The sequence below is a fragment of the Streptomyces bambusae genome, from assembly GCF_020532645.1.
In the GTDB taxonomy this organism is placed as follows: domain Bacteria; phylum Actinomycetota; class Actinomycetes; order Streptomycetales; family Streptomycetaceae; genus Streptomyces; species Streptomyces bambusae.
This window is the reverse complement of record NZ_JAJAUZ010000012.1, coordinates 58426-77228: the sequence shown is the minus strand read 5'-3', so window position 1 is coordinate 77228 and position 18803 is coordinate 58426. Positions and strand designations below refer to the sequence as shown.

The window sequence follows — 18803 nt, the reverse complement described above, 5'->3', positions numbered from 1 at the left end:
GGACCTATTCTGCGCCCGTAGTCAGCCTCATCCGCATCTGTTTCAAGCCATCGCACCGGGCACCTACCCTGGGGGGTTCATGCGTGGATCAAGAGGGCTCGCGGCCGCTCTCGCCCTGTCCCTGACCGCCGCCGGCACCGCCGCCCTGCTCGCACCGCAGGCCGCGGCCATCACACCGCCCGTCGCCTTCACCGCCGACGAACTGCCGACCTGGCAGCCCAACGGAATCGTCTGGGCCCTCGCCCAGACCGGCACCACCGTCTTCGCCGGCGGCACCTTCTCGGTGGTCCGCCCGCCCGACGGCAGCGCCGGCACCGAGCAGCAGGCCGTCAACTTCGCCGCCTTCGACGCCGCGACCGGCGCACCCACCTCCTGCAAGCTCTCCTTCACCATCGGCAGCGGCACCGCCACCGTCCGCGCCCTGGTCCTGTCACCCGACGAGAAGACCCTGTACGCCGCCGGCTACTTCGGCGCGGTCAACGGCATGCCCGTCAGCAGCATCACCGCCATCGACGTGGCCACCTGCACGCCCAAGGCCGGCTTCCGGCCCGCGTTCGCCGCCACCGTCCGGGCCCTCGCCGTCACCGGCGACACCGTCTACGCGGCCGGCGACTTCCTCACCGTCTCCGGACAGAGCCGCCGGCGGTTCGCCGCGGTCGGCGCCACCGACGGCGCCCTCAAACCCTTCACCGTGAACGCCGACGAACCCGGCCGCGCCGTCGAAGTCACCCCCGACGGCAAGAACGTCCTGCTCGGCGGCGACTTCTTCACCGTCAACGGAGCCGGCAGCCACGCCCTCGCCGTCGCCGACGCCACCACCGGCGCCGTCACCAAGACCTACCCGGCCGGATTCATCCACAACAACTCCGTGGTCAAGGACATCGAGACCGACGCCACCGGCTACTACACCGCCAACGAAGGCAGCGGCGGCGGCGTCTTCGACGGCCGCATCGGCCTCACCTACAACGGCTTCAACCAGGTCTGGCGCGACACCTGCCTGGGCGCCACCCAGGCCGTCCTGTCGTACGACAGCGTCCTCTACAGCGCCTCGCACGCGCACGACTGCTCCAGCGTCGGCGAGTTCCCCGACGGCCGGCGTTACCACCTGCTCGCCCAGCCCACCACCGGCACCGGCAAGCTCGGCTGGGCCCCCGACACCAACGACGGCATCGGCGAGAGCCTCGGCCCCCGCGTCATGACCGTCGGCGCCAAGAACGGCGTCCGCTACCTGTGGGTCGGCGGCGAGTTCACCACCGTCAACGGCCGCGCCCAGCAGGGCCTCACCCGCTTCGCCTCCACCGGCGACACCGGCGCCCCGACCACCCCGGTGGCCAGCGCCGCGAGCGTCCGGCCCGGCGAGGTCCAGGTCCGCTGGCGCACCAGCCTCGACCTCGACGACAGCCGCCTCACCTACCGGATCCACCGCAACGGCGCCGCCACCCCCGTCGCCACGGTCGCCGCCGATTCGCTGTTCTTCCAGCGCCCCCAGGCATCGTGGACCGACACCGCGGTCACCGCCGGGCAGACGTACACCTACCGGGTCACCGCCGTCGACGCGGCCGGCAACACCAGCGCCCAGTCCGCCACCGCCACCGTCACCGTGCCCACCACCGTCCAGGCCTACCCCGACCGGGTCCGCGCCGACGGCGCCGGCCTGTACTGGCGCTACGACGACGGCGTCCTGCCGTACGTCGCCGACTCCTCGGTGTCCGGCAACACCAGCGGCCTGCACGTCAACGCCCCGGCCCTGCGCCAGAGCCCCGGCGCGGTCACCGGCCCGAGCACGGCGATCGGCTTCAACGGCACCAACACCCAGATCCACAGCGACCGCCGGACCAGCGTCGGCAGCAGCTACACCCTGGAGACGTGGTTCAAGACGACCACCACCCGCGGCGGCAAGCTGCTCGGCTTCGGCAACAACACCACCCGCAGCAGCGGCCGCTACGACAAGCACCTCTACCTCACCAACGACGGCCGGCTCGTCTTCGGCGCCTACAGCGGCGGGTTCCGCACCATCACCACCGCCGCCGGCACCGCGTACAACGACAACACCTGGCACCACGTCGTCGGCACCCAGGGCCCGGGCGGCATGGTCCTGTACGTCGACGGGCAGGCCAAGGGCACCCACAGCGCCACCGGCCACCAGGGCGTCGCCGGCTACTGGCACGCAGGCGGCGACAGCCTCGCCGGCTGGCCCAACGCCCCGACCAGCACCTTCTTCGCCGGCCAGCTCGACGAAACCGCCGTCTACCCGACCGTCCTCACCGCGGCCCAGGTGCAGAACCACCACACCCTGGCCAAGGCCCCGGCCGACTCGGTCACCACCGTCACGGCCGCCGAGGACACCTACGCCAACGCGGGCGCCCCGACCACCAACTTCGGCACCTCCGGTTCGCTCGCCGTCCGCGGCTCCGCCCTCTACGAGAGCTACCTCCGCTTCAGCCTCCCGCAGGCACCCGCCGGCACCGTGCTGAAGTCCGCCACCCTCCGGATCAAGACCAGCAGCACGACCGGAGCCGGCACCGCCGACACCGTCCGCGTCGTCCCGGTCACCGGCGCCTGGACCGAGGCCGGCACCACCTACGCCGACCGTCCGGCCCTCGGCGGCACCGCCCTCGGCAGCTTCGCGGGGATCCCCGACGGCTCGGCGGTCCACACCGCCGCCCTGAACACCGCGGCGGTCGCCGCCGCACTGGGCGGCCCGTACAGCCTCGCGCTCACCGGCAGCGGCAGCGACGCCCTGTGGCTGTGGTCTTCCGAAGCGGCCGCCGCGGAGGGCACTCCGCAGCTGACGCTCACCTTCGGCCCGCAGTAACCGCCACCGCCCGACGTCCGCCCCCGTCGCCCCCGGCGCCGGGGGCGGACCTGCGCGCTGACACCCGGCGCAGCGCCCGGTGCCGGCAGGTCCGCAGCTCCGCGCGGGTCACCCGGGCCCGCTGGCCGCCGCCCGCGATCAGCGCGTTCACGGGCGCCATCGGGTCCCCGGACACCGAGCGCGCCAGCAGCATCCCCGCCGCCAGCGGCAGCAGGGCGGCCGCGAGGGCGGTGCCGGCCACGGTCACGTGCCGGAGGCGGGGGCTGCGCAGGTCTTCCGAAGTCATGCCGCCATTCGACCAGCCGCCGCGGGCCCGCCCATCGGGCCGGATACTCAGCCCGGCTCGACCCGGGTACTCAGGTACTCACTCCACCGCCAGGTGCAGCCGCAGGAAGGTGTGCACGAGTGCCTCGTGGAAGGCGATCTGCTCGTGGTCCGACGCGCCGCTGTGCCCGCCGCCGGTCTGCTCGTGGAAGAACACCCGGTGCCCCAGCTCCCGCAGCCGCGCCGCCGCCTTGCGGGCGTGCCCCGGATGCACCCGGTCGTCCCGCGTCGACGTGGTCAGCAGCACCGGCGGATAGTGCGCACCGGCCCGCAGCCGGTGGTACGGGGAGATGTCCGCCAGGTGCGGCCGGTCCGCCGGATCGTCGGGATCGCCGTACTCGGCCACCCAGCTGGCCCCGGCGAGCAGCCGGTGGAAGCGCAGCATGTCGAGCAGCGGCACGTTCGCGACCACCGCCCCGAACAGGTGCGGGTAGCGGGTCAGCATGGCGCCCATCAGCAGCCCGCCGTTGCTGCCGCCCTCGATGCCCAGCCCGGACGGGGTGGTCAGGCCCCGCCGCACCAGGTCCCCGGCCACCGCCGCGAAGTCCTCGAAGGCCCGCACCCGGTCCGCCCGCAGCGCACTGCGGTGCCACTGCGGCCCGTACTCGCCGCCGCCGCGGATGTTGGCGACCACGTACGTGCCGCCCCGGGCCAGCCAGGCCCGGCCGCGGACCGCGCTGTAGTACGGCGTCAGCGAGGACTGGAAGCCGCCGTAGCCGGTGAGCAGCGCCGGCCGCGGCCCCGACTCCGGCGCGGGCCCGGTCACGAAGTACGGCACCCGGGTGCCGTCCGCCGACACCGCGAAGTGCCGCCGCACCGACAGCCCGTCCGTGCCGAAGCGGGCCGGCGCCCGCCCGACGACCTCCTGCCCGCCGCCGATCTCGCCGCGGTACAGGGTGGAGGGCTGGAGGTAGCCGGTGACGTCGAGGAAGTACTCGTCGCTGTCCGGGTCGGTGTCGGTCACCGTCGCGGACGCGAGCGGCGGCAGACCGGCCGCCGGCTCCCGGTGCCAGTCGCCGGCGGCGGCCGGGGTGAGGACCTCCAGCCGGGCGGCGACGTCGTGCAGGATCTCCAGGATCAGGTGGTTGCGGGTCCACACGCAGCCGGTCAGCGCCGTGTGCGCGTCCGGCGCGAACAGCACCACCGGCTCCCGGTCCCCGGCGCGGAACTCCTCGTACCGGAAGGCCAGCAGGGTGCCCTCCGGATGCCCCAGCCACGGGGACCTCGGCGTGACCAGCAGCCATTCGCGGTGGACGTCCGCCCAGGCGTCCGCCGGCACGTCCACCGGCAGCAGCCGGCCGTCCGGGGCCAGCTCGGACAGCTCGCTGTGCCAGAAGTCCCGCTGCCGCACCACGAAGTCCCGGGTGAACCCCTCGGTGTGGTCGCGCCACGCGGCCGTGGACAGGTCCTCCCCGGCCACCTCGTGCACGAGCTCCGCCTCCGACAGCGGGGTGCCGCGGCGCCAGCGCCGTACCGTACGGGGATATCCCGAGGCGGTCATCGACCCCGGCCCGGTGTCGGTGCCGACGAACAGGTGGTCCCGGTCGATCCAGGCCACCGAGGTCTTGGCCTCCGGCAGCCGGAACCCGTCCGCCGGGAACGTCCGGTCGGCCAGGTCGAACTCCCGCACCACCACCGCGTCCGCGCCGTCCCGGGACAGCGTCACCAGGGCGTGCCGGTACTCCGGGTACAGCACCTGCGCCCCGGCCCACACCCACGGCTCGCCCTCCGCCTCCGCGAGCGCGTCGAGGTCGAGCAGCACCTCCCAGACGGGCTCCGGCCGGCGGTACTCGGCCAGCGTGGTGCGCCGCCACAGCCCGCGGACGTGCTCGGCGTCCTGCCAGAAGCCGTACAGGTACGGGCCCCGCCGGCGCGGGTACACGATCCGGTCCCGGGCGTCGAGCACCTCCCGCAGCTCGGCCTTCAAAGCGGCGAAGCCGGGGTCGCAGACCACCGCCCGCTCGGTCTCGGCGGTGCGCTCGCGCACCCACGCCAGCGCGGCCGGGCCGGTGACGTCCTCCAGCCACAGGTACGGGTCCTCGTCGATCACGTACGTGATTGTGCCGTGCCGGGGGAGGGCGGCAAAGCCCCGCGCAGCGGAGCCGGGGCGGGGTCAGGACGCGGGGACGACGGCGACCGGGCAGCGGGCGTGCAGCAGGGCCGCGTTCGCGACCGAGCCCATGAGCAGGGAGTCGGCGTGCCGGCGGGTGCGGTGCCGGCCGACGACCAGCAGGGCGGCGGTCTCGGAGTGCGCCACCAGCTGCCCGGCGGCGTCGCCCGCACCCACCTCGGAGGCGACGGCCACCCCCGGGTGCGCCGCCCGGAACGGTGCCAGCCGCTCCTGCTGGGCCCGTTCCAGCTCCCGGATCAGCGGCGCCGGGTCCTCCAGCGGCACCCCGGCCATCGCGGCCCCGGGCGTCCCGAACAGCGGCAGCGCCGCCACCGGGTCGAGGAACGCGGAGACCACCGTCAGCGGCATGGCGTGCTCGGCGGCCCGGGCGAACGCGAAGCCGACGGCGTCGTCGGCGGTCTCGGCCGGGTTCAGGCCCAGCACCACCCGGGCCACGGCCGGGCCGCCCGCGAGGTTGGCGGCGCGGGCCGCGTGCGGCACGACCACCACCGGGCAGGCGGCCCGGGTCGCGCACACCCGGCTGTTCGAGCCGAGCAGCAGGCTGGCGAAGCCGCCGCGCCCGCGGGACCCCATGACCAGCATCCGGGCCCGCAGGGCCTGCTCCTCCAGGGCGTCGGGCACCGCGCCGGCCAGGGACGCGTACCGGACGGGCGGCAGGTCGCCGCGGCCGTCGAGGGACCGCCGCACCGCCTCGGCCACCGGATCCGGGGCCGGGTCATCCGGCTCCCCGAGCACGGCGGTGCGCCGGGCCTGCCAGATCTGCGCGTGGTCGGGCAGCACATGGGCGACCACCACCTCGGCCCCCGCGGCCCGGCCGGCGGCGAGGGCCCAGTCCAGGGCCTTGAGGCTGTGGTCGGAACCGTCGACGGCGACGACGACGGGCCCGCCCCGGTCGTGGGACGGGCCGGGGGAAACGTCTCGGGGAGTCATCCGTCCACCATGGCACCCGCCCGGCCCGGTGCTCCGGACGCCGCACGGGGGCGTGCCGCCTCTGGCAGGATGCGGACATGACGACGCATCAGCACGCGCGGACGGACGAAGACCCGGCGACGGGCCCGGCGGACGACGGGGCCGAGCAGGCGGGCCGCGCCCCTTGCGGCCGGCCCGGAGGATCGTTTCTCTCCCTCTGGTCCCAGGACTCCGTCCTGTCCATCGGATCGGTCGGCTCGGTCCTGTCGATCGGGTCCGTGGGCTCGGTGCTGTCCGTCGCCTCGGTCGGCAGCGTCCTGTCGGCGGCCTCGATCGGCTCCGCGCTCTCCGCCCTGTCGGCGGGTTCCTGGCTGAGCACCGGCTCCCTGCTGTCCGCGCAGTCCCGCTGGTCGGTGCTGTCCTGGCGGTCCCGCGGGGGACTGCTGGCCGCGGGGGCGGTGACCGCGACCGTCGCACTGGCCGCGCGGGGCCGGGGACGCCGCCCCTGACCCCGCGGCCGGTACCTCAGATGCCGGCGGCCGCCGTGGCGTCCACCGCGTCGAGCGCGAGCTGCCACGGGAAGCCGTCCGGCAGCCCGGCGCCCGGCTCGGCGGGCCGCAGACCCTCCTCGCCGTACAGCACCTGAACCCCGGCGGTCCGCAGGGTGGCGAGGGACCGCTCGAACTGCGGGTGCACCGCGAAGGCGGTGTTCACGCACGGCACGGTCACCATGGGGATGCGCTTGCCGATGCCCTCGGCGACCACGCCCACCACGTAGGTGTCGGTGAGCCCGAGCGCCCACGCGTTCATCGTGTTGAACGTCGCGGGTGCCAGCAGGACGGCGTCCGGGTCGGGCCACGGGCTCAGCTCGGCCGGGTGCCGGTAGTGCCAGCGCACCGGGTGCCCGGTGAGCACCGCCAGCCCGTCCAGGCTCTCGGCCAGCCAGCCGGCCGCCGACGGGGTCAGGCCGAGGCACACGTCCCAGCCGCGCGCTTGCGCGTCCTCGATCACCCGGGCCACGTCGAACACGGGCGGGGCGGCGGAGCAGAACAGGTACAGCGTCCTCGTCATGCCCACATCCGATCACACGGGTGTGACGCACCCGCGAGGGGGGCCGCCACGAAGATCATTCCGGTGCGCGGGGCCCGTACCCGCGAGCCCCGCCGGCACGCCTCGGAAGCGGTCAGCCGCCCAGCACCGCCGCCACCGACCGGGCCAGGTACGGGATCCGATGGGCGGGTATGCCGGCGATGTTGATCCGGCCGGAGGTGGTGCCGTACACGGCGAAGCGGGTCCGAAGGTCCGCCATCTGCCCGGCGTCGAGCGGCAGCATCGAGAACATGCCCTTCTGCCCTTCCAGCACCCGCGCCGTTCCCTCGTGGCCCAGGTTGGCCAGGTGCGCCGTCAGATCGGTGCGGTTGGCGGTGATCCGGCCGCGCATCACCTCCAGCTCGGCCCGCCACGCGGTCCGCAGCCCCGGGTCCTCCAGGATCGTGGTGACCACGGCCGCACCGTGCTCCGGCGGCATCGAGTAGAGCGTCCGCGCCGCGTTCTGCAGCGCCGTCTCCACGTGCCGCAGCGACCGCGCCGACGGCCCGAGCACGATCGCACAGCCCGTCCGGTCGCTGTACAGGCCGAAGTTCTTCGAGCAGCTGATCGCGACCAGCATCTCCGGCACCCGCGCGGCCAGCATCCGGGCCGGCGCCAGGTCGGCCTCCATGCCGTCGCCGAGCCCGTGGTACGCCAGGTCCACCAGCGGCACCCAGCCGTTGTGCCCGGCCAGCGCGGCCAGGTCCGCCCAGGCGTCCGCCGACGGATCGACCCCGGACGGGTTGTGGCAGCAGCCCTGGAGCAGCACGACATCGTCGCGCTGCGCCTGCGCCAGGTCGCCGAGCATGCCCTCGCGGTCGAAGCCGCCGGCCGCGTCCACCCAGCGGTACGGGCGCACCGCCAGCCCCGCGGCCTCCATGATCGGCCGGTGGTTGACGTACGCCGGGTCGCTGATCCACACGGTCGTGCCGGGCCGGGTGCGGCAGATCAGGTCCGCCAGCAGCCGCAGCGCGCCGGTGCCCGCGACGGTCTGCACGGCCGTCGCCCGGGCGGTCAGCTCGGGGGAGCCGAGCACGGTCGCCAGCATGGCCCGGTTGAAGGCGGCGTTGCCGGACAGCCCGCGGTACTCCTTGGACTCGGCCCGGGCGGCGAGCCGGGCCTCCGCCTCGCGGACCGCGCCCATCACGGGAGTGACGCCGGTGTGGTCGCGGTACACGCCGAGCACCAGGTTGAGGCGCTCGGGCCGCGGGTCGGCACCGAACTCGGCGGCCAGGTCCCACAGCGGGTCGACGGGCGGGGGCGGGAGCAGCTCAAGCATCGGCGGAAACCTTGGTTCGAGGGCGTCGGTTGGCGAGCGCGACGCCGGCGGTGATGAGGGGAACGCCGACGAGGACGGCGGTGGTGGGCGACTCGCCGAGCAGCGGGACGGCCAGCAGGACCACCAGGACCGGGCTGAGGCTGCCGACCACCGAGCTGCGCTCGGCGCCGACCCGGCGGATGGCGAAGGCGTACAGCAGTCCGGCGCACAGCCCGACGCCGAAGCCCTGCACCACCAGGAACAGCAGGATGTCGCTGCCGGCCGCGTGGGCCATGCCGGTCGGCAGCACCCCGGTGAGGGCGAGCAGGGCGATGACCGCGAACGAGGGCAGGCACAGCAGGCCGATGGAGCCCACCGGGTCCAGCTCGACCTCCTTGAGGCCCACGGTGTACAGGGCCCACAGGCCGCTCGCGACCAGCAGCAGTCCGGCGCCCGCCAGCACGTCCCCGTCGACGGGGACGACGTACCGCCAGACCAGGGCGAGCACGCCGGCCGCGATCAGGGCGAGGCCGGCGACCTGGCCGCCCCGGGGCAGCCCGCGCCCGTTCGCGGCCATCAGGCCGGCGACGAACAGCGGCACCATGCCCGGCACCAGCGAGCCGACGAATGCGGCCGAGGTGAGGGAGCCGCCCTGCATGGCGGCCAGGAAGAAGGGGACGCCGGCGCCACAGGCCACCTTGAGGGCGGCGGCGGGCCGGACCGCGGCGATCGCCCGGCGGCGGCGCCACAGCGCGGGCGCCAGCACCAGCAGCGGCAGCCCGTAGCGGAGCAGCGCCGCGTCGGCCGGCAGCAGGGTCGAGGAGCTCAGCGCGCGGGCGCTGAGCGCGAAGGCCGCCCAGATGGTGACCGTCAGCAGCAGCGCCGCCATGCCCACCGCCTGCGGGGACCTGCCGCGGTCCGCACCCCGGACCGGGGTGCTCCGCGTGTCCCGGGTGTCGATCGTGGCCAACGGGCGTCCTCCCGAATGCGTACCGGGCACTCTGCCCACCCCGCAACGCTAGGTCTTCTCCGGGGGCAGCCGATTGCTAGTTCTGCCCCTCAGGCCTACTGTTGGGGCAGAATCTGCCAATAATCAGAAAAGACTCGGCACGCTTCGGCGGAAAACGGGACAGAAACGGGACGGGAGCCGGCACGTGAAGGCCATGGACGCGGTCGACCTGCACATCATCCGGGAGCTCCAGACCGACGGCCGGCTCTCCAACCAGGACCTCGCCGACCGCGTCCAGCTCTCCCCGTCCCCCTGCCTGCGGCGGGTCCGCCGGCTGGAGGAGGCCGGCCTGATCCGCGGCTACACCGCGATGGTCGACCAGTCCGCCTTCGGCCTGCCGATCACCGTGTTCGTCCGGGTCCGCCTGGAACGGCACACGGGTGAAGCAGTCCGGCTCTTCGAGGAGCACGTCGGCCTCATCGAGCACATCCAGGACTGCTACCTGATGGCCGGCAGCAGCGACTACCTGATGCGGATCGTCATCGAGAGCCTGGAGGCGTACGAGGCGCTGGTCCGCACCCGGATCCACGCCATCCCCGGCATCGCCTCGATCGAGTCCAGCTTCGCCTTCGGCAGCGTCAAGCAGTCCCGCACCTACCCGCGACCGAGCGTCCCGCGTTCCTGAGGGGCGGTCCGCGGCCGGCGCCGCCGGAAATCCCTCGCCGGGCCGGCCCGCGGTACGTACGATCACCCCATGAGTTCCGTCATCCACAACTGGCAGGCCGCGCGCACCCGGTCGACGCGCTGACCCGGCGCCGGCCGCCGCCGGCAACCGGGTCCGACGTCCACCGTTCACCTCCGGATGACGAGGATCTCCACCATGCGCGCACCGCTGCGCCCCACGTTCGTCTGCATTCACGGCGGCTCCGGCAACGCCCGGGCCTGGGGCCCGCTGCAGAACGAACTCGCCCTGCTCGGACACCGCTCCCATGCCGTCGACCTGCCCGGCCACGGAGACCTGGCCGACGTCCCCGCCGCCTACTACCGGCAGCCACAGGACCTCACCGCACTGGCTGCCGCCCCGTCGCCGATGCAGGGCGTCACGTTGCAGGACAACGTGCGCCACGTGCTGGCCGCCGTCCGCCCCCTCGCCGCGGCGGGACCCGTGGTCCTGGTCGGCAGCAGCTTCGGCGGTCTGACGGTCAGCGCCGTCGCCAACGCCGCACCGGAACTGCTCCACCGCGTCGTCTACCTGTCGGCAGCCTGCCTCAGCGACCCGGCCATGCTCACCGAGCCGTGGGACGTGGCCGACGACAACCTGCTCGACGCCCTCGCCGCGCGCATCACCGTGCCCGGCCCCGCGGGGCGGGATCCGGGGGTGGCCCGGCTGAACTGGCGCAGTGCCCACGGCGACCCGCAGCTGTTCGCGGAGCTGAAGGCCGCCGTCATGGCCGATGCCACCGACCACCAGTTCCGGCTGCTGCTGGACTCCCTGGACCCGGACGAGAACTACGCGGTGCTGGAGGCGGGTGCGGTGGTCCGGGCCGACGGATGGGGACGCGTTCCGCACACCTTCGTCCGGCTCTCCGCGGACCGGAGCATCCCGCCGGCCGTCCAGGACCACATGATCCGCAAGGCGGACGAGCTGACCCCGCACAACCCCTTCGACGTCCGCACCCTCGACGCTTCGCACGTCGGCTACTTCAGCCGGCCGCAGGAGTTCGCGGAACTGCTGGCCGGCCTCGCCTGAGGTCCGGCGCCCCGGGGTTCCGGGCCGGCGACGCCGGCCACGGGAAGCCCGGGGCGCCGATCCCCGGGCACGGCGGGCGGAGGCGCACGACCCTACGGCCGGACCCCCTGCGGGGAGCGGAACAGCTCGTCCGGGTCGTACCGGGCCTTCACCGCGCGCAGCCGCGGCAGGTTCGCGCCGTAGTGGGCCGCCGCCCAGCCGGGCAGCTTCGGGTCGGCGTAGTTCTGGTACGCCGAGCCGCCCGCCCACGGCCGCAGGTCCGACCAGAGCCGGTCCAGCCAGGCCTGCTGCCGGTCCGCCGCCGTCCGGTCCGCGTCCGCCGGCCAGTACGCCAGGTACTGCGCGAGGAAGGCGGAGTCGCGGTGCACGAACGCCGTGTCCGCCGCCGCCACCCGGTTCACCGCACCCCCGCACACCCCGTCGAACTGCACCACCCCCGCCCCGCCCGGCGCCGCCGAGGCCGCGTACCGGGCCACCGCCGCCAGCACCGCGTCCACCGCCGGATTCGGCAGCCCTCCCGCCGGCCAGAAGTCCGAACGCGCTGCGTAGTCCTCCCGGCCCAGCCGGCCCTGCGGCCCGCGGCCGGGCAGCGACCCCGGCAGCCGGCACTGCGCGGCGGACAGCTCCGCACAGCCCGACATCGCCCGCATCGTCTCCGCATGGCCGCGCACCACCACCCACCGGTCCCGCGGCTCCGCCCCGACCAGGCCGACGAGCGCGGTCAGCCGCTCCTCCAGCTCCCGTACGCCGTCCAGGCCCACCACCCGCACCACCGGCGCCGGCAGCGGCCCGCCCGTCACCGTGCACTCCACCTGGCTCCAGTACGGGTCGGGCAGCGCGGCCTGCCAGCGCTGCCAGCCCCGCAGCAGCGCACCCGCGTCCCGCCAGGGCCAGTGCAGCTCGGCGAAGGCGCAGTCCACGGCCGGCCGGGTGCGGAACCGGAACTCGGTCACGATGCCGAACCCGGCCGCGCCCGCCCCGCGCAGCGCCCAGAAGAGGTCCGCGTCCTGCCGCCCGTCCACCTCGCGGACCCGCCCGTCGGCGGTGACCACCCGGGCACCGGTGAGCTGGTCGCTCGTGGTCCCGTAGGCCCGGCTCGCCACGCCGAGCCCACCGCCCAGGGCGAGGCCCGCGACGCCCACGCTCGGGCACAGCCCGGCGGGCAGGGCGGCGCCCGCGGCGGCCACCCCGGCGTGCAGGTCGCCCAGCCGCACCCCGGCGCCCACCGTCACCCCGCCGGCGGCCGGGACCAGCCGGTCCAGCGCCGACACGTCCACGACGAGCCCGGTTCCGGTGGACCAGCCCGCGTACGAGTGGCCGCCGCCGCGCGGGACGACCGGCACACCGGTGCGGCGGGCGAACCCGAGACAGGTGGCCACGTCCCGGTCGTGCGCCGGATAGGCGACCGCGGCCGGCGCGACCGCGTCGTACCGGGGCTGGTAGAGGCGGCGGGCCTCCGGGTACGCGGGGTCGCCGGGCCGGACCAGCAGGCCGTCCAGGTCGGCGGCCAGGGCGCCGAGGTCCGGGTCCGCCGGCCGGGGTGTCCCGTCCACAGGTACCGCCCCCGCCCCCATGGCGGCCAGAGCCGCCGCCCCGCGCAGCACCGCGCGCCGACCGATCGTCATGACCCCACTTGTGCCACCCGGGCCGCCGGACCCGCCGCACCGCCGCCCGCACGGCGCGGCCGCCCACCCGAACGGCGCACGGGGGAGCGGCGGTCGGCCGCCATGGCCGGGAACACACAGGCGATCGCACCGGAGTTCGGGAGGTCGTGGCAGCATGGGCGGGCAACGCGCCACTGATGAAGGGGAGTTCCATGACCGGTGTCCGCAAGAGCCTGGCCAGGGTGGAGATCGCACTGAAGTGGGACCCCAGCCCGTCCGGTGCACCGGCCCACGACCTCGATGTGATCGCCGCGGTCTACGGCGCGGACGACCCGTACGGTGATCCCGTTCACCTGGTGCACTTCGGCCGCCGGTCGCCCGACGGCACCATCACCCTCAACCGGGACAGCCGCACCGGCCAGGGCTTCGGCTACGACGAGGTGATGACGGTCGAACTCGACCGGATGGCCGACCGGACGGCGCGCGTGGTGGTCGGCGTGGTCATCCAGGGCGACGGCGCGAAGACCTTCGCCGCCGTACCCGGCACCGGGATCCGGATCCGCGAGGGCGCCGAGGACCTGGCCCTGGACGACCTGGCCGCGGTGGCGGACGCCGGCGCCGCGACCGTCGCCGTCTTCACCCGCGACGGCTCGGGCGGCTGGACCGCCGACCTGGAGGTGCGCGGATTCGCCGTCGGCCCCGACGAGTTCACCCGGGTGATGGGCGGGCGCTGACGGGACGGGCGCCGGCGGGGCGGGGGCCGCGGGGCGGGCGCCGGCGGGGCGGGGGCCGGCCGCCGGGACCGGATCAGTCCGTGAAGCTGCCGTGCCGGCCCGCCCCCGAGGCGAACCGGTCCGCGCCCGCCTGCGTCTCCCCTGCCGCCAGTGGCACCAGGCCGTGCCGCAGCTCGCCGCGCAGTGCCGCCACCTCGTCCAGCCCGTGCTGCTCCCGTACGGACCGCCGGTCGTGCCGCAGGCACAGCTGCGGGAAGGCGGCGATCTCGCGTGCCAGGGCCTCGGCCGCCGCCCGGGCCCGCCCCGCCGGCACGAGCCGGTTCACCAGTCCCATTCCGTACGCCTCGGCCGCCGGGACGGCACGCCCGGTGAGGATCAGGTCCATGGCCCGGCTCTCGCCGATCAGCCGGGGCAGCCGCACGGTACCGCCGTCGATCAGCGGCACGCCCCAGCGGCGGCAGAACACCCCGAGGGCGGCGTCCTCCTCGGCCACCCGCAGGTCGCACCAGAGCGCCAGCTCCAGACCGCCCGCCACGGCGTGACCGGAGATCGCGGCGATGACCGGTTTGTTCAGGTCCATTCGGGTGGGTCCCATGGGGCCGTCGCCGTCCTCGGACACCCGGTTGCCCCGCTCGCCGCCCACCGCCTTCAGGTCGGCTCCGGCGCAGAAGGTGCCGCCCGCGCCCCACAGCACGGCCACCGCCGCCTCCGGGTCGGCCTCGAACGCCCGGAAGGCCGCCGCCAGCGCGGCGGCCGTCGGGCCGTCGACGGCGTTGCGCACCTCCGGACGGTCCAGCACGACCGTGAACACCGGACCGTCGCGCTCGATCCGCACCGCGCTCCCGCCGCCCGCGCCCGTACCGGCGTCCACGTCCACGCCCACGTCCGTCCCCTCGCCGCCCGGATCCGCCCCGCGGTCCCCGGTGGATCTTCCCGCCACAGGATCGCCCAGCCGGGCGCGCACCGACAGGGGGAGTGGTGTCCGAATTCGGCTTTTTCATACGGGCATATCCACTCATGCCGCATTCGGCCTGCGGCCCGTGAGGTGGGTCACGTGCCGCCCCCGGGTGCGGGCGGCGGGGGCGGCCGGAGCCCTTGTCCCGCCCGGAACTTGGCGGGGCGTCCGGGGCGTCCGGAATGATCCTCTTTCCTTGGATCATTCGATTTCATTTCCTCATGCAATTCATGTCTTGTTCTGGTTGCCCCGCTTCCCTTAGCGTCACCGTCAATCCGAGCGGAACTCCGAATCCTGCCGCCGCCCGGACACCGAACCCACCCACGCGCGACACGGCAGGAGCGGGGGAACCAGGCAAGCCGCCGTCCCGGATCCGGGACGGCTAGGGGTGAAGCCGCACATGCCGTGCGGCCGGGCAGCTCCAGCCCGAACCCGACAGCTCACCTCGCAGGCGTCGGAGAGGAAACAGGCATGTCCGCACGGGGTAAGCACCGCCGTCCGAAGAACAGCCCGCTCAGCCGCGGCCTCGCCGCCGCCGGCACGGGCGGCGCCGCCCTCGTCCTCCCGCTGGCCGCAGCCGGTGTGGCAGACGCCACCACCCTGAATGCGCCGACGCAGGCCGCGCATTCGGTCGCCACCGCAAAGGCGGTCCCCGTGGCCGCCCCTGCTGCGGCCACCGCAACGTATTCCGTCAAAGCGGGCGACTCCCTTGCCGGCATCGCCAGTTCGAAGAACGTCCGCGGCGGCTGGAAGAAGCTGTACCAGGACAACAGGAACGTCATCGGCGCCGACCCCGCGCTCATCCGCCCCGGCCTCAAACTGACCCTCGGCGCCCCCAACCCCGCCAAGGCGAAGCCCGCCAAGGCCAAGCCCGCCGCCGGCCGCGCCGCCGCCCCGGCCCGCGCCGACCGCTCGGCCCGCCCCGCCGCCGCCCCGAAGGCCGTGGCCTACCCGGACAACCTCGACGGCTGGATCCGCGAATCGCTGGCCGTGATGGCCCGCCACGGCATCCCCGGCACCTACGCGGGCATCCACCGCAACATCATGCGCGAGTCCTCCGGCAACCCCCTCGCCATCAACAACTGGGACTCCAACGCCGCCGCCGGCATCCCCTCCAAGGGCCTGCTCCAGGTGATCGACCCGACGTTCCGCGCCTACCACGTGCCCGGCACCTCGACCGACTCCTACGACCCCGTCGCCAACATCACCGCGGCCTGCAACTACGCGGCCGCCCGCTACGGTTCGATCGACAACGTCTTCGGCGCCTACTGAGCCGCCCGCGCCCGCAGGGCACCACGGCGCCCCCGCCCGGCGGACACCGGACGGGGGCGCTGTGTACGCGGATTCAGTGCCGGTGGCGCAACGGGGTCAGCTGCTCGATGTCGTAACGGGTCCGCAGCCCCGCGATCGCCGACTCGTCCACCGGTCCCGGAGCCGACAGGATGGCGAACAGCTCCTCGAAGTACCGCTCGTGGTCGGGCGGCGGCGAGGACTGGAAGAACATCCGCGCCGGCTCACCCGACCGGTTGGCGAACGCGTGCGGACAGCCCGGCGGCACCACGATCACCGTGCCCGGACCGGCATGCACCGGCCGGCGCCCGGTCACCGACCGCCAGTTCTTCCAGTCGTCGCTGGTCCGGATCCGCGGCTCGAAGGCCAGCACCTCCAGTTCCCCTTCGAGCACGTAGAACAACTCCTCGCTGTGCGCGTGCACATGGGCACCCACGTCGAAACCCGGCGGCACCACGACCTCGAAACTGGACGCCACCCGCGAGTGCTCGCCCGTCACCTTGAACGTGATCTCGTGGGCCGGCGTGACCAGCTGCCGCCCGTGCCCGGCGGGCACCAGCAGACCGTCCGGAGAGTGCGCGAAGACCGTCACCAGGTCACCGGCAATCCCTCGGGACCGCGGATCAGCGCCCCCGGCCGCCACCGCAGCTCCGGCTCCGGCACCGCGAGCCGCAGTCCCGGGAACCGGTCCAGCAGCGCGTCGACCATCAGCTCCGACTCCAGCCGGGCCAGCAGGCCGCCCAGGCAGTAGTGCGGCCCGTACCCGAACGCGACGTGCGGGTTCGGAGTCCGGTCCAGCACGATCTCCTCCGGCTCGGGGAACACCTCCGGATCCCGGTTCGCCGCCAGGTACGAGACGTACACCGCCTCGCCCGCACGGATCCGGTGCCCGGCCACGGTCACGTCCTCCATCGCGATCCGCGACAGCCCCACCGCACTGCGGTGCGGGATGTAGCGGAGCAGCTCGTCGAGGGCGGTCGGCCGCAAGTCCGGACGCTCCCGCAGCCGCTGCGCAAGCTCCGGCCGGCTCAGCAGGATGTACGCCATGTTGCCGGTGTTGTTGGTGACGGCCTCGCCGCCGATCTGGATCAGCAGGGCCAGCCCCACCGCCTCCGAAGCGGTCACGTCGCCCTGCGCCACCGCCGCGGCCAGCAGCCCGACGATGTCCTCGCCGCCGCTGCCGCGGCGCCGCTCCAGCAGCTCCGCGAAGTACGCCGACATCGCGTCCTTCGCCTGCTCGCTGCGGGACGCGCCCGCCGACGACGACAGGATCAGCATCGTCCAGTCGTGCATCTGCGGCCGGTCCGCGGCCGGCACGCCCATCAGCTCGCACACCACCGCCAGCGGGAACGGGGCCAGCATCCGCTCCGTCAGGTCCGCGGGCGGACCGTCCCGCAGCATCCCGTCCACCAGCTCGTCGAGCATTTCCTTCGCCCGCTCCCGCAGCCGCTCCACACCCCGCGTGGTGAACGCGGGTGCGACGGCCCGGCGCAGCCGGGTGTGGTCCGGCGGGTCCTCGAACCCGACCGCCCCGTCCACCGGGATGAAGTGCGGGGCCAACCGGGTGACGTTGTGCGACACGACGGCCTTCCGGCTGAACCGCCGGTCGTTCGTCACCATCCGCACGTCCTCGTACCGGGACACGAGCCACGCCCAGCCGTTGCCGTTCGGCAGCCGGATCCGGGTCACCGGGCCCTCTCGCATCAGCCGGGCCAGCACCGGGTCGAAGTCCACCCCGGTGAGGTCCTGGGCCGGCCAGTCCCGAACCGGGGGCGGTGCCGGGGCGCCGGCGGCGCCGGTACCGGCACCACAGGTGCCCGTACCGGTGCCGGCGCCCGCCGTCTCAGTCGACATGCAGCGACTCCCGGTCCATCGCCTCGGTGAGCTCCGCCAGCTCCTGGTCCTCCTCGGAGGTCCAGCAGCCCAGCGAGATCTCCGCCGTGATGCCCGGCCCGAAACCGGCCAGCAGACCGCGCGCCGTGTCCGCCGCACCGCCCGCCTCGAACAGCCGGCGCAGCGCGTCCAGCACCACCGCACTCGCGATGTTGCCGTACTCGGTGAGCGTGGCCCGACTGAAGCGGAACGCCTCCGCCGGCACTCCGAGGAACTTGCTCAGGTCGTCGAGGATCCGCGGACCGCCCGCGTGGACGATGTAGAAGTCCAGGTCGGCGGCGTCCCACCCGTGCTGGTGGGCGAGTTCCTGCAGCGCCGGAGCCAGCGGCTCCATGGTGCCCGGCACCCTCCGGTCCAGCTTGAAGTGGAACCCCGTGGAACGGACGTCGTACGCGATCCAGTCCTCGGTGTTGGGCACCAGGTACGAGCCGTTGCGCTGGAGGTCGATGCCGGTGCCGCCGGTGCCGCGCACCACGGCCGCCGCCACCCCGTCGCCGAACAGCCCGTTCGACAGCAGGTTGCCGACCTCCAGGTCGCCCGGCTGGTAGCACAGGGAGCAGAACTCGCAGGCCACGACGAGGGCGTTGGCCCCCGGGTAGGCCGTGCAGAAGTCGTGCGCCCGGTTGATCGCCGCACCGCCCGCGGCGCAGCCCAGCTGCGCGATGGGCACCTGACGGCAGTCGGTCCGGAACCCCATGCGGTTGATCAGCCACGCCGTCAGCGACGGCATCATGAAGCCCGTGCACGACACGTAGACGATCGCGTCGATGTCGGACGCCCGCAGGCCGGCGTTCTCCAGCGCCTCCGACACGACCGGCGGCACCCGCCGCTTCGCCTCGGCCTCGTAGATCGCGTTGCGGTACTCGAAGCCGGGGTGTCTGAGGGTCTCCTCGATGGGCTGCACGATGTGCCGCTTCTCGACTCCGGTGTTCCGGATGAGCCGCAGCGCGAGGTCGAGCTGCGGGTGGTCCGCGTGAACGGAGCGGGCGAGATCAAGCGTCTGCTCCATGGTGATCACATGCTCGGGCACGGACACCGTTGGTCTGCACAGAGTAGCCATCGCGTGGGGTCTCCTTTCGCGTTCTGCAAAAGCCTCACGGAC

At 74.3% G+C, this 18803-nt stretch carries 17 protein-coding genes and 1 riboswitch; of the genes, 6 read left to right on the top strand and 11 right to left on the bottom strand.

What is annotated here, in order from left to right:
• Positions 1-79: 79 nt before the first annotated feature.
• Positions 80-2815 carry a CBM96 family carbohydrate-binding protein gene (locus LG634_RS11370; RefSeq protein WP_226733596.1) on the top strand — a complete coding sequence of 912 codons (2736 nt, stop codon included), beginning with the start codon at positions 80-82 and terminating at the stop codon, positions 2813-2815.
• Here LG634_RS11370 and LG634_RS11365 read toward each other — a convergent pair.
• The 3 genes from LG634_RS11365 to LG634_RS11355 form a co-directional block, all read right to left on the bottom strand.
• Positions 2796-3101: a hypothetical protein gene (locus LG634_RS11365; RefSeq protein WP_226733595.1), complete on the bottom strand. Its 306-nt coding sequence runs from the start codon at positions 3099-3101 to the stop codon at positions 2796-2798. The two genes, LG634_RS11370 and LG634_RS11365, sit on opposite strands and share 20 nt — an antisense overlap.
• Before the next feature lie 78 nt (positions 3102-3179).
• On the bottom strand, positions 3180-5189 hold the full coding sequence (locus tag LG634_RS11360; protein ID WP_372482409.1) for a prolyl oligopeptidase family serine peptidase: 2010 nt from the start codon (positions 5187-5189) through the stop codon (positions 3180-3182).
• Positions 5190-5252: 63 nt separating this feature from the next.
• Positions 5253-6200: a universal stress protein gene (locus LG634_RS11355; RefSeq protein WP_226733594.1), complete on the bottom strand. Its 948-nt coding sequence runs from the start codon at positions 6198-6200 to the stop codon at positions 5253-5255.
• A 215-nt stretch (positions 6201-6415) separates the two neighbouring features.
• Here LG634_RS11355 and LG634_RS11350 point away from each other — a divergent pair, with 215 nt between their 5' ends.
• On the top strand, positions 6416-6688 hold the full coding sequence (locus tag LG634_RS11350; RefSeq protein WP_226733662.1) for a hypothetical protein: 273 nt from the start codon (positions 6416-6418) through the stop codon (positions 6686-6688).
• 16 nt (positions 6689-6704) lie between these two features.
• Here LG634_RS11350 and LG634_RS11345 read toward each other — a convergent pair whose 3' ends face one another.
• The 3 genes from LG634_RS11345 to LG634_RS11335 form a co-directional block, all read right to left on the bottom strand.
• On the bottom strand, positions 6705-7250 hold the full coding sequence (locus LG634_RS11345; protein ID WP_226733593.1) for a flavoprotein: 546 nt from the start codon (positions 7248-7250) through the stop codon (positions 6705-6707).
• Between the two features lie 112 nt (positions 7251-7362).
• Positions 7363-8547 (bottom strand): amino acid aminotransferase, encoded by a 1185-nt coding sequence (locus LG634_RS11340; protein ID WP_226733592.1) that lies wholly within the window; start codon positions 8545-8547, stop codon positions 7363-7365.
• Positions 8540-9496, bottom strand: coding sequence for an EamA family transporter (locus LG634_RS11335; protein WP_226733591.1), 957 nt, complete (start codon positions 9494-9496; stop codon positions 8540-8542). The genes LG634_RS11340 and LG634_RS11335 overlap by 8 nt, the downstream gene beginning before the upstream one ends.
• Before the next feature lie 193 nt (positions 9497-9689).
• On the opposite strand from LG634_RS11335, the gene LG634_RS11330 reads away from it, so the two are divergent.
• Positions 9690-10160, top strand: a complete 471-nt coding sequence (locus LG634_RS11330) for an Lrp/AsnC family transcriptional regulator (protein ID WP_226733661.1) — start codon at positions 9690-9692, stop codon at positions 10158-10160.
• A 195-nt stretch (positions 10161-10355) separates the two neighbouring features.
• Entirely contained in the window at positions 10356-11225 is an 870-nt protein-coding gene (locus LG634_RS11325) for an alpha/beta hydrolase (protein WP_226733590.1), read from the top strand.
• A gap of 92 nt (positions 11226-11317) precedes the next feature.
• On the opposite strand, the gene LG634_RS11320 is transcribed toward LG634_RS11325, so the two are convergent.
• A complete protein-coding gene (locus tag LG634_RS11320; protein WP_226733589.1) occupies positions 11318-12850 on the bottom strand; it encodes an FAD-binding oxidoreductase in 1533 nt (510 codons plus the stop codon).
• Positions 12851-13041: 191 nt separating this feature from the next.
• On the opposite strand from LG634_RS11320, the gene LG634_RS11315 reads away from it, so the two are divergent.
• Positions 13042-13563, top strand: coding sequence for a TerD family protein (locus LG634_RS11315; protein ID WP_226733588.1), 522 nt, complete (start codon positions 13042-13044; stop codon positions 13561-13563).
• A gap of 73 nt (positions 13564-13636) precedes the next feature.
• On the opposite strand, the gene LG634_RS11310 is transcribed toward LG634_RS11315, so the two are convergent.
• A complete protein-coding gene (locus tag LG634_RS11310) occupies positions 13637-14446 on the bottom strand; it encodes a crotonase/enoyl-CoA hydratase family protein (protein WP_372482408.1) in 810 nt (269 codons plus the stop codon).
• A gap of 380 nt (positions 14447-14826) precedes the next feature.
• A riboswitch (cyclic di-AMP (ydaO/yuaA leader) is annotated at positions 14827-14987 on the top strand.
• Positions 14988-14989: 2 nt separating this feature from the next.
• On the opposite strand from LG634_RS11310, the gene LG634_RS11305 reads away from it, so the two are divergent.
• A complete protein-coding gene (locus LG634_RS11305; protein WP_226733587.1) occupies positions 14990-15790 on the top strand; it encodes a transglycosylase SLT domain-containing protein in 801 nt (266 codons plus the stop codon).
• Positions 15791-15863: 73 nt separating this feature from the next.
• Here LG634_RS11305 and LG634_RS11300 read toward each other — a convergent pair whose 3' ends face one another.
• The 3 genes from LG634_RS11300 to LG634_RS11290 are packed head-to-tail and all read right to left on the bottom strand — an operon-like array spanning position 15864 to position 18761.
• Positions 15864-16400 carry a cupin domain-containing protein gene (locus LG634_RS11300; protein WP_226733586.1) on the bottom strand — a complete coding sequence of 179 codons (537 nt, stop codon included), beginning with the start codon at positions 16398-16400 and terminating at the stop codon, positions 15864-15866.
• Positions 16397-17662, bottom strand: coding sequence for a cytochrome P450 (locus LG634_RS11295; protein ID WP_226733585.1), 1266 nt, complete (start codon positions 17660-17662; stop codon positions 16397-16399). Before LG634_RS11295 ends, LG634_RS11300 begins: the two co-directional genes overlap by 4 nt.
• Positions 17652-18761: a type III polyketide synthase gene (locus tag LG634_RS11290; protein ID WP_226733584.1), complete on the bottom strand. Its 1110-nt coding sequence runs from the start codon at positions 18759-18761 to the stop codon at positions 17652-17654. Before LG634_RS11290 ends, LG634_RS11295 begins: the two co-directional genes overlap by 11 nt.
• Positions 18762-18803 lie beyond the last annotated feature (42 nt).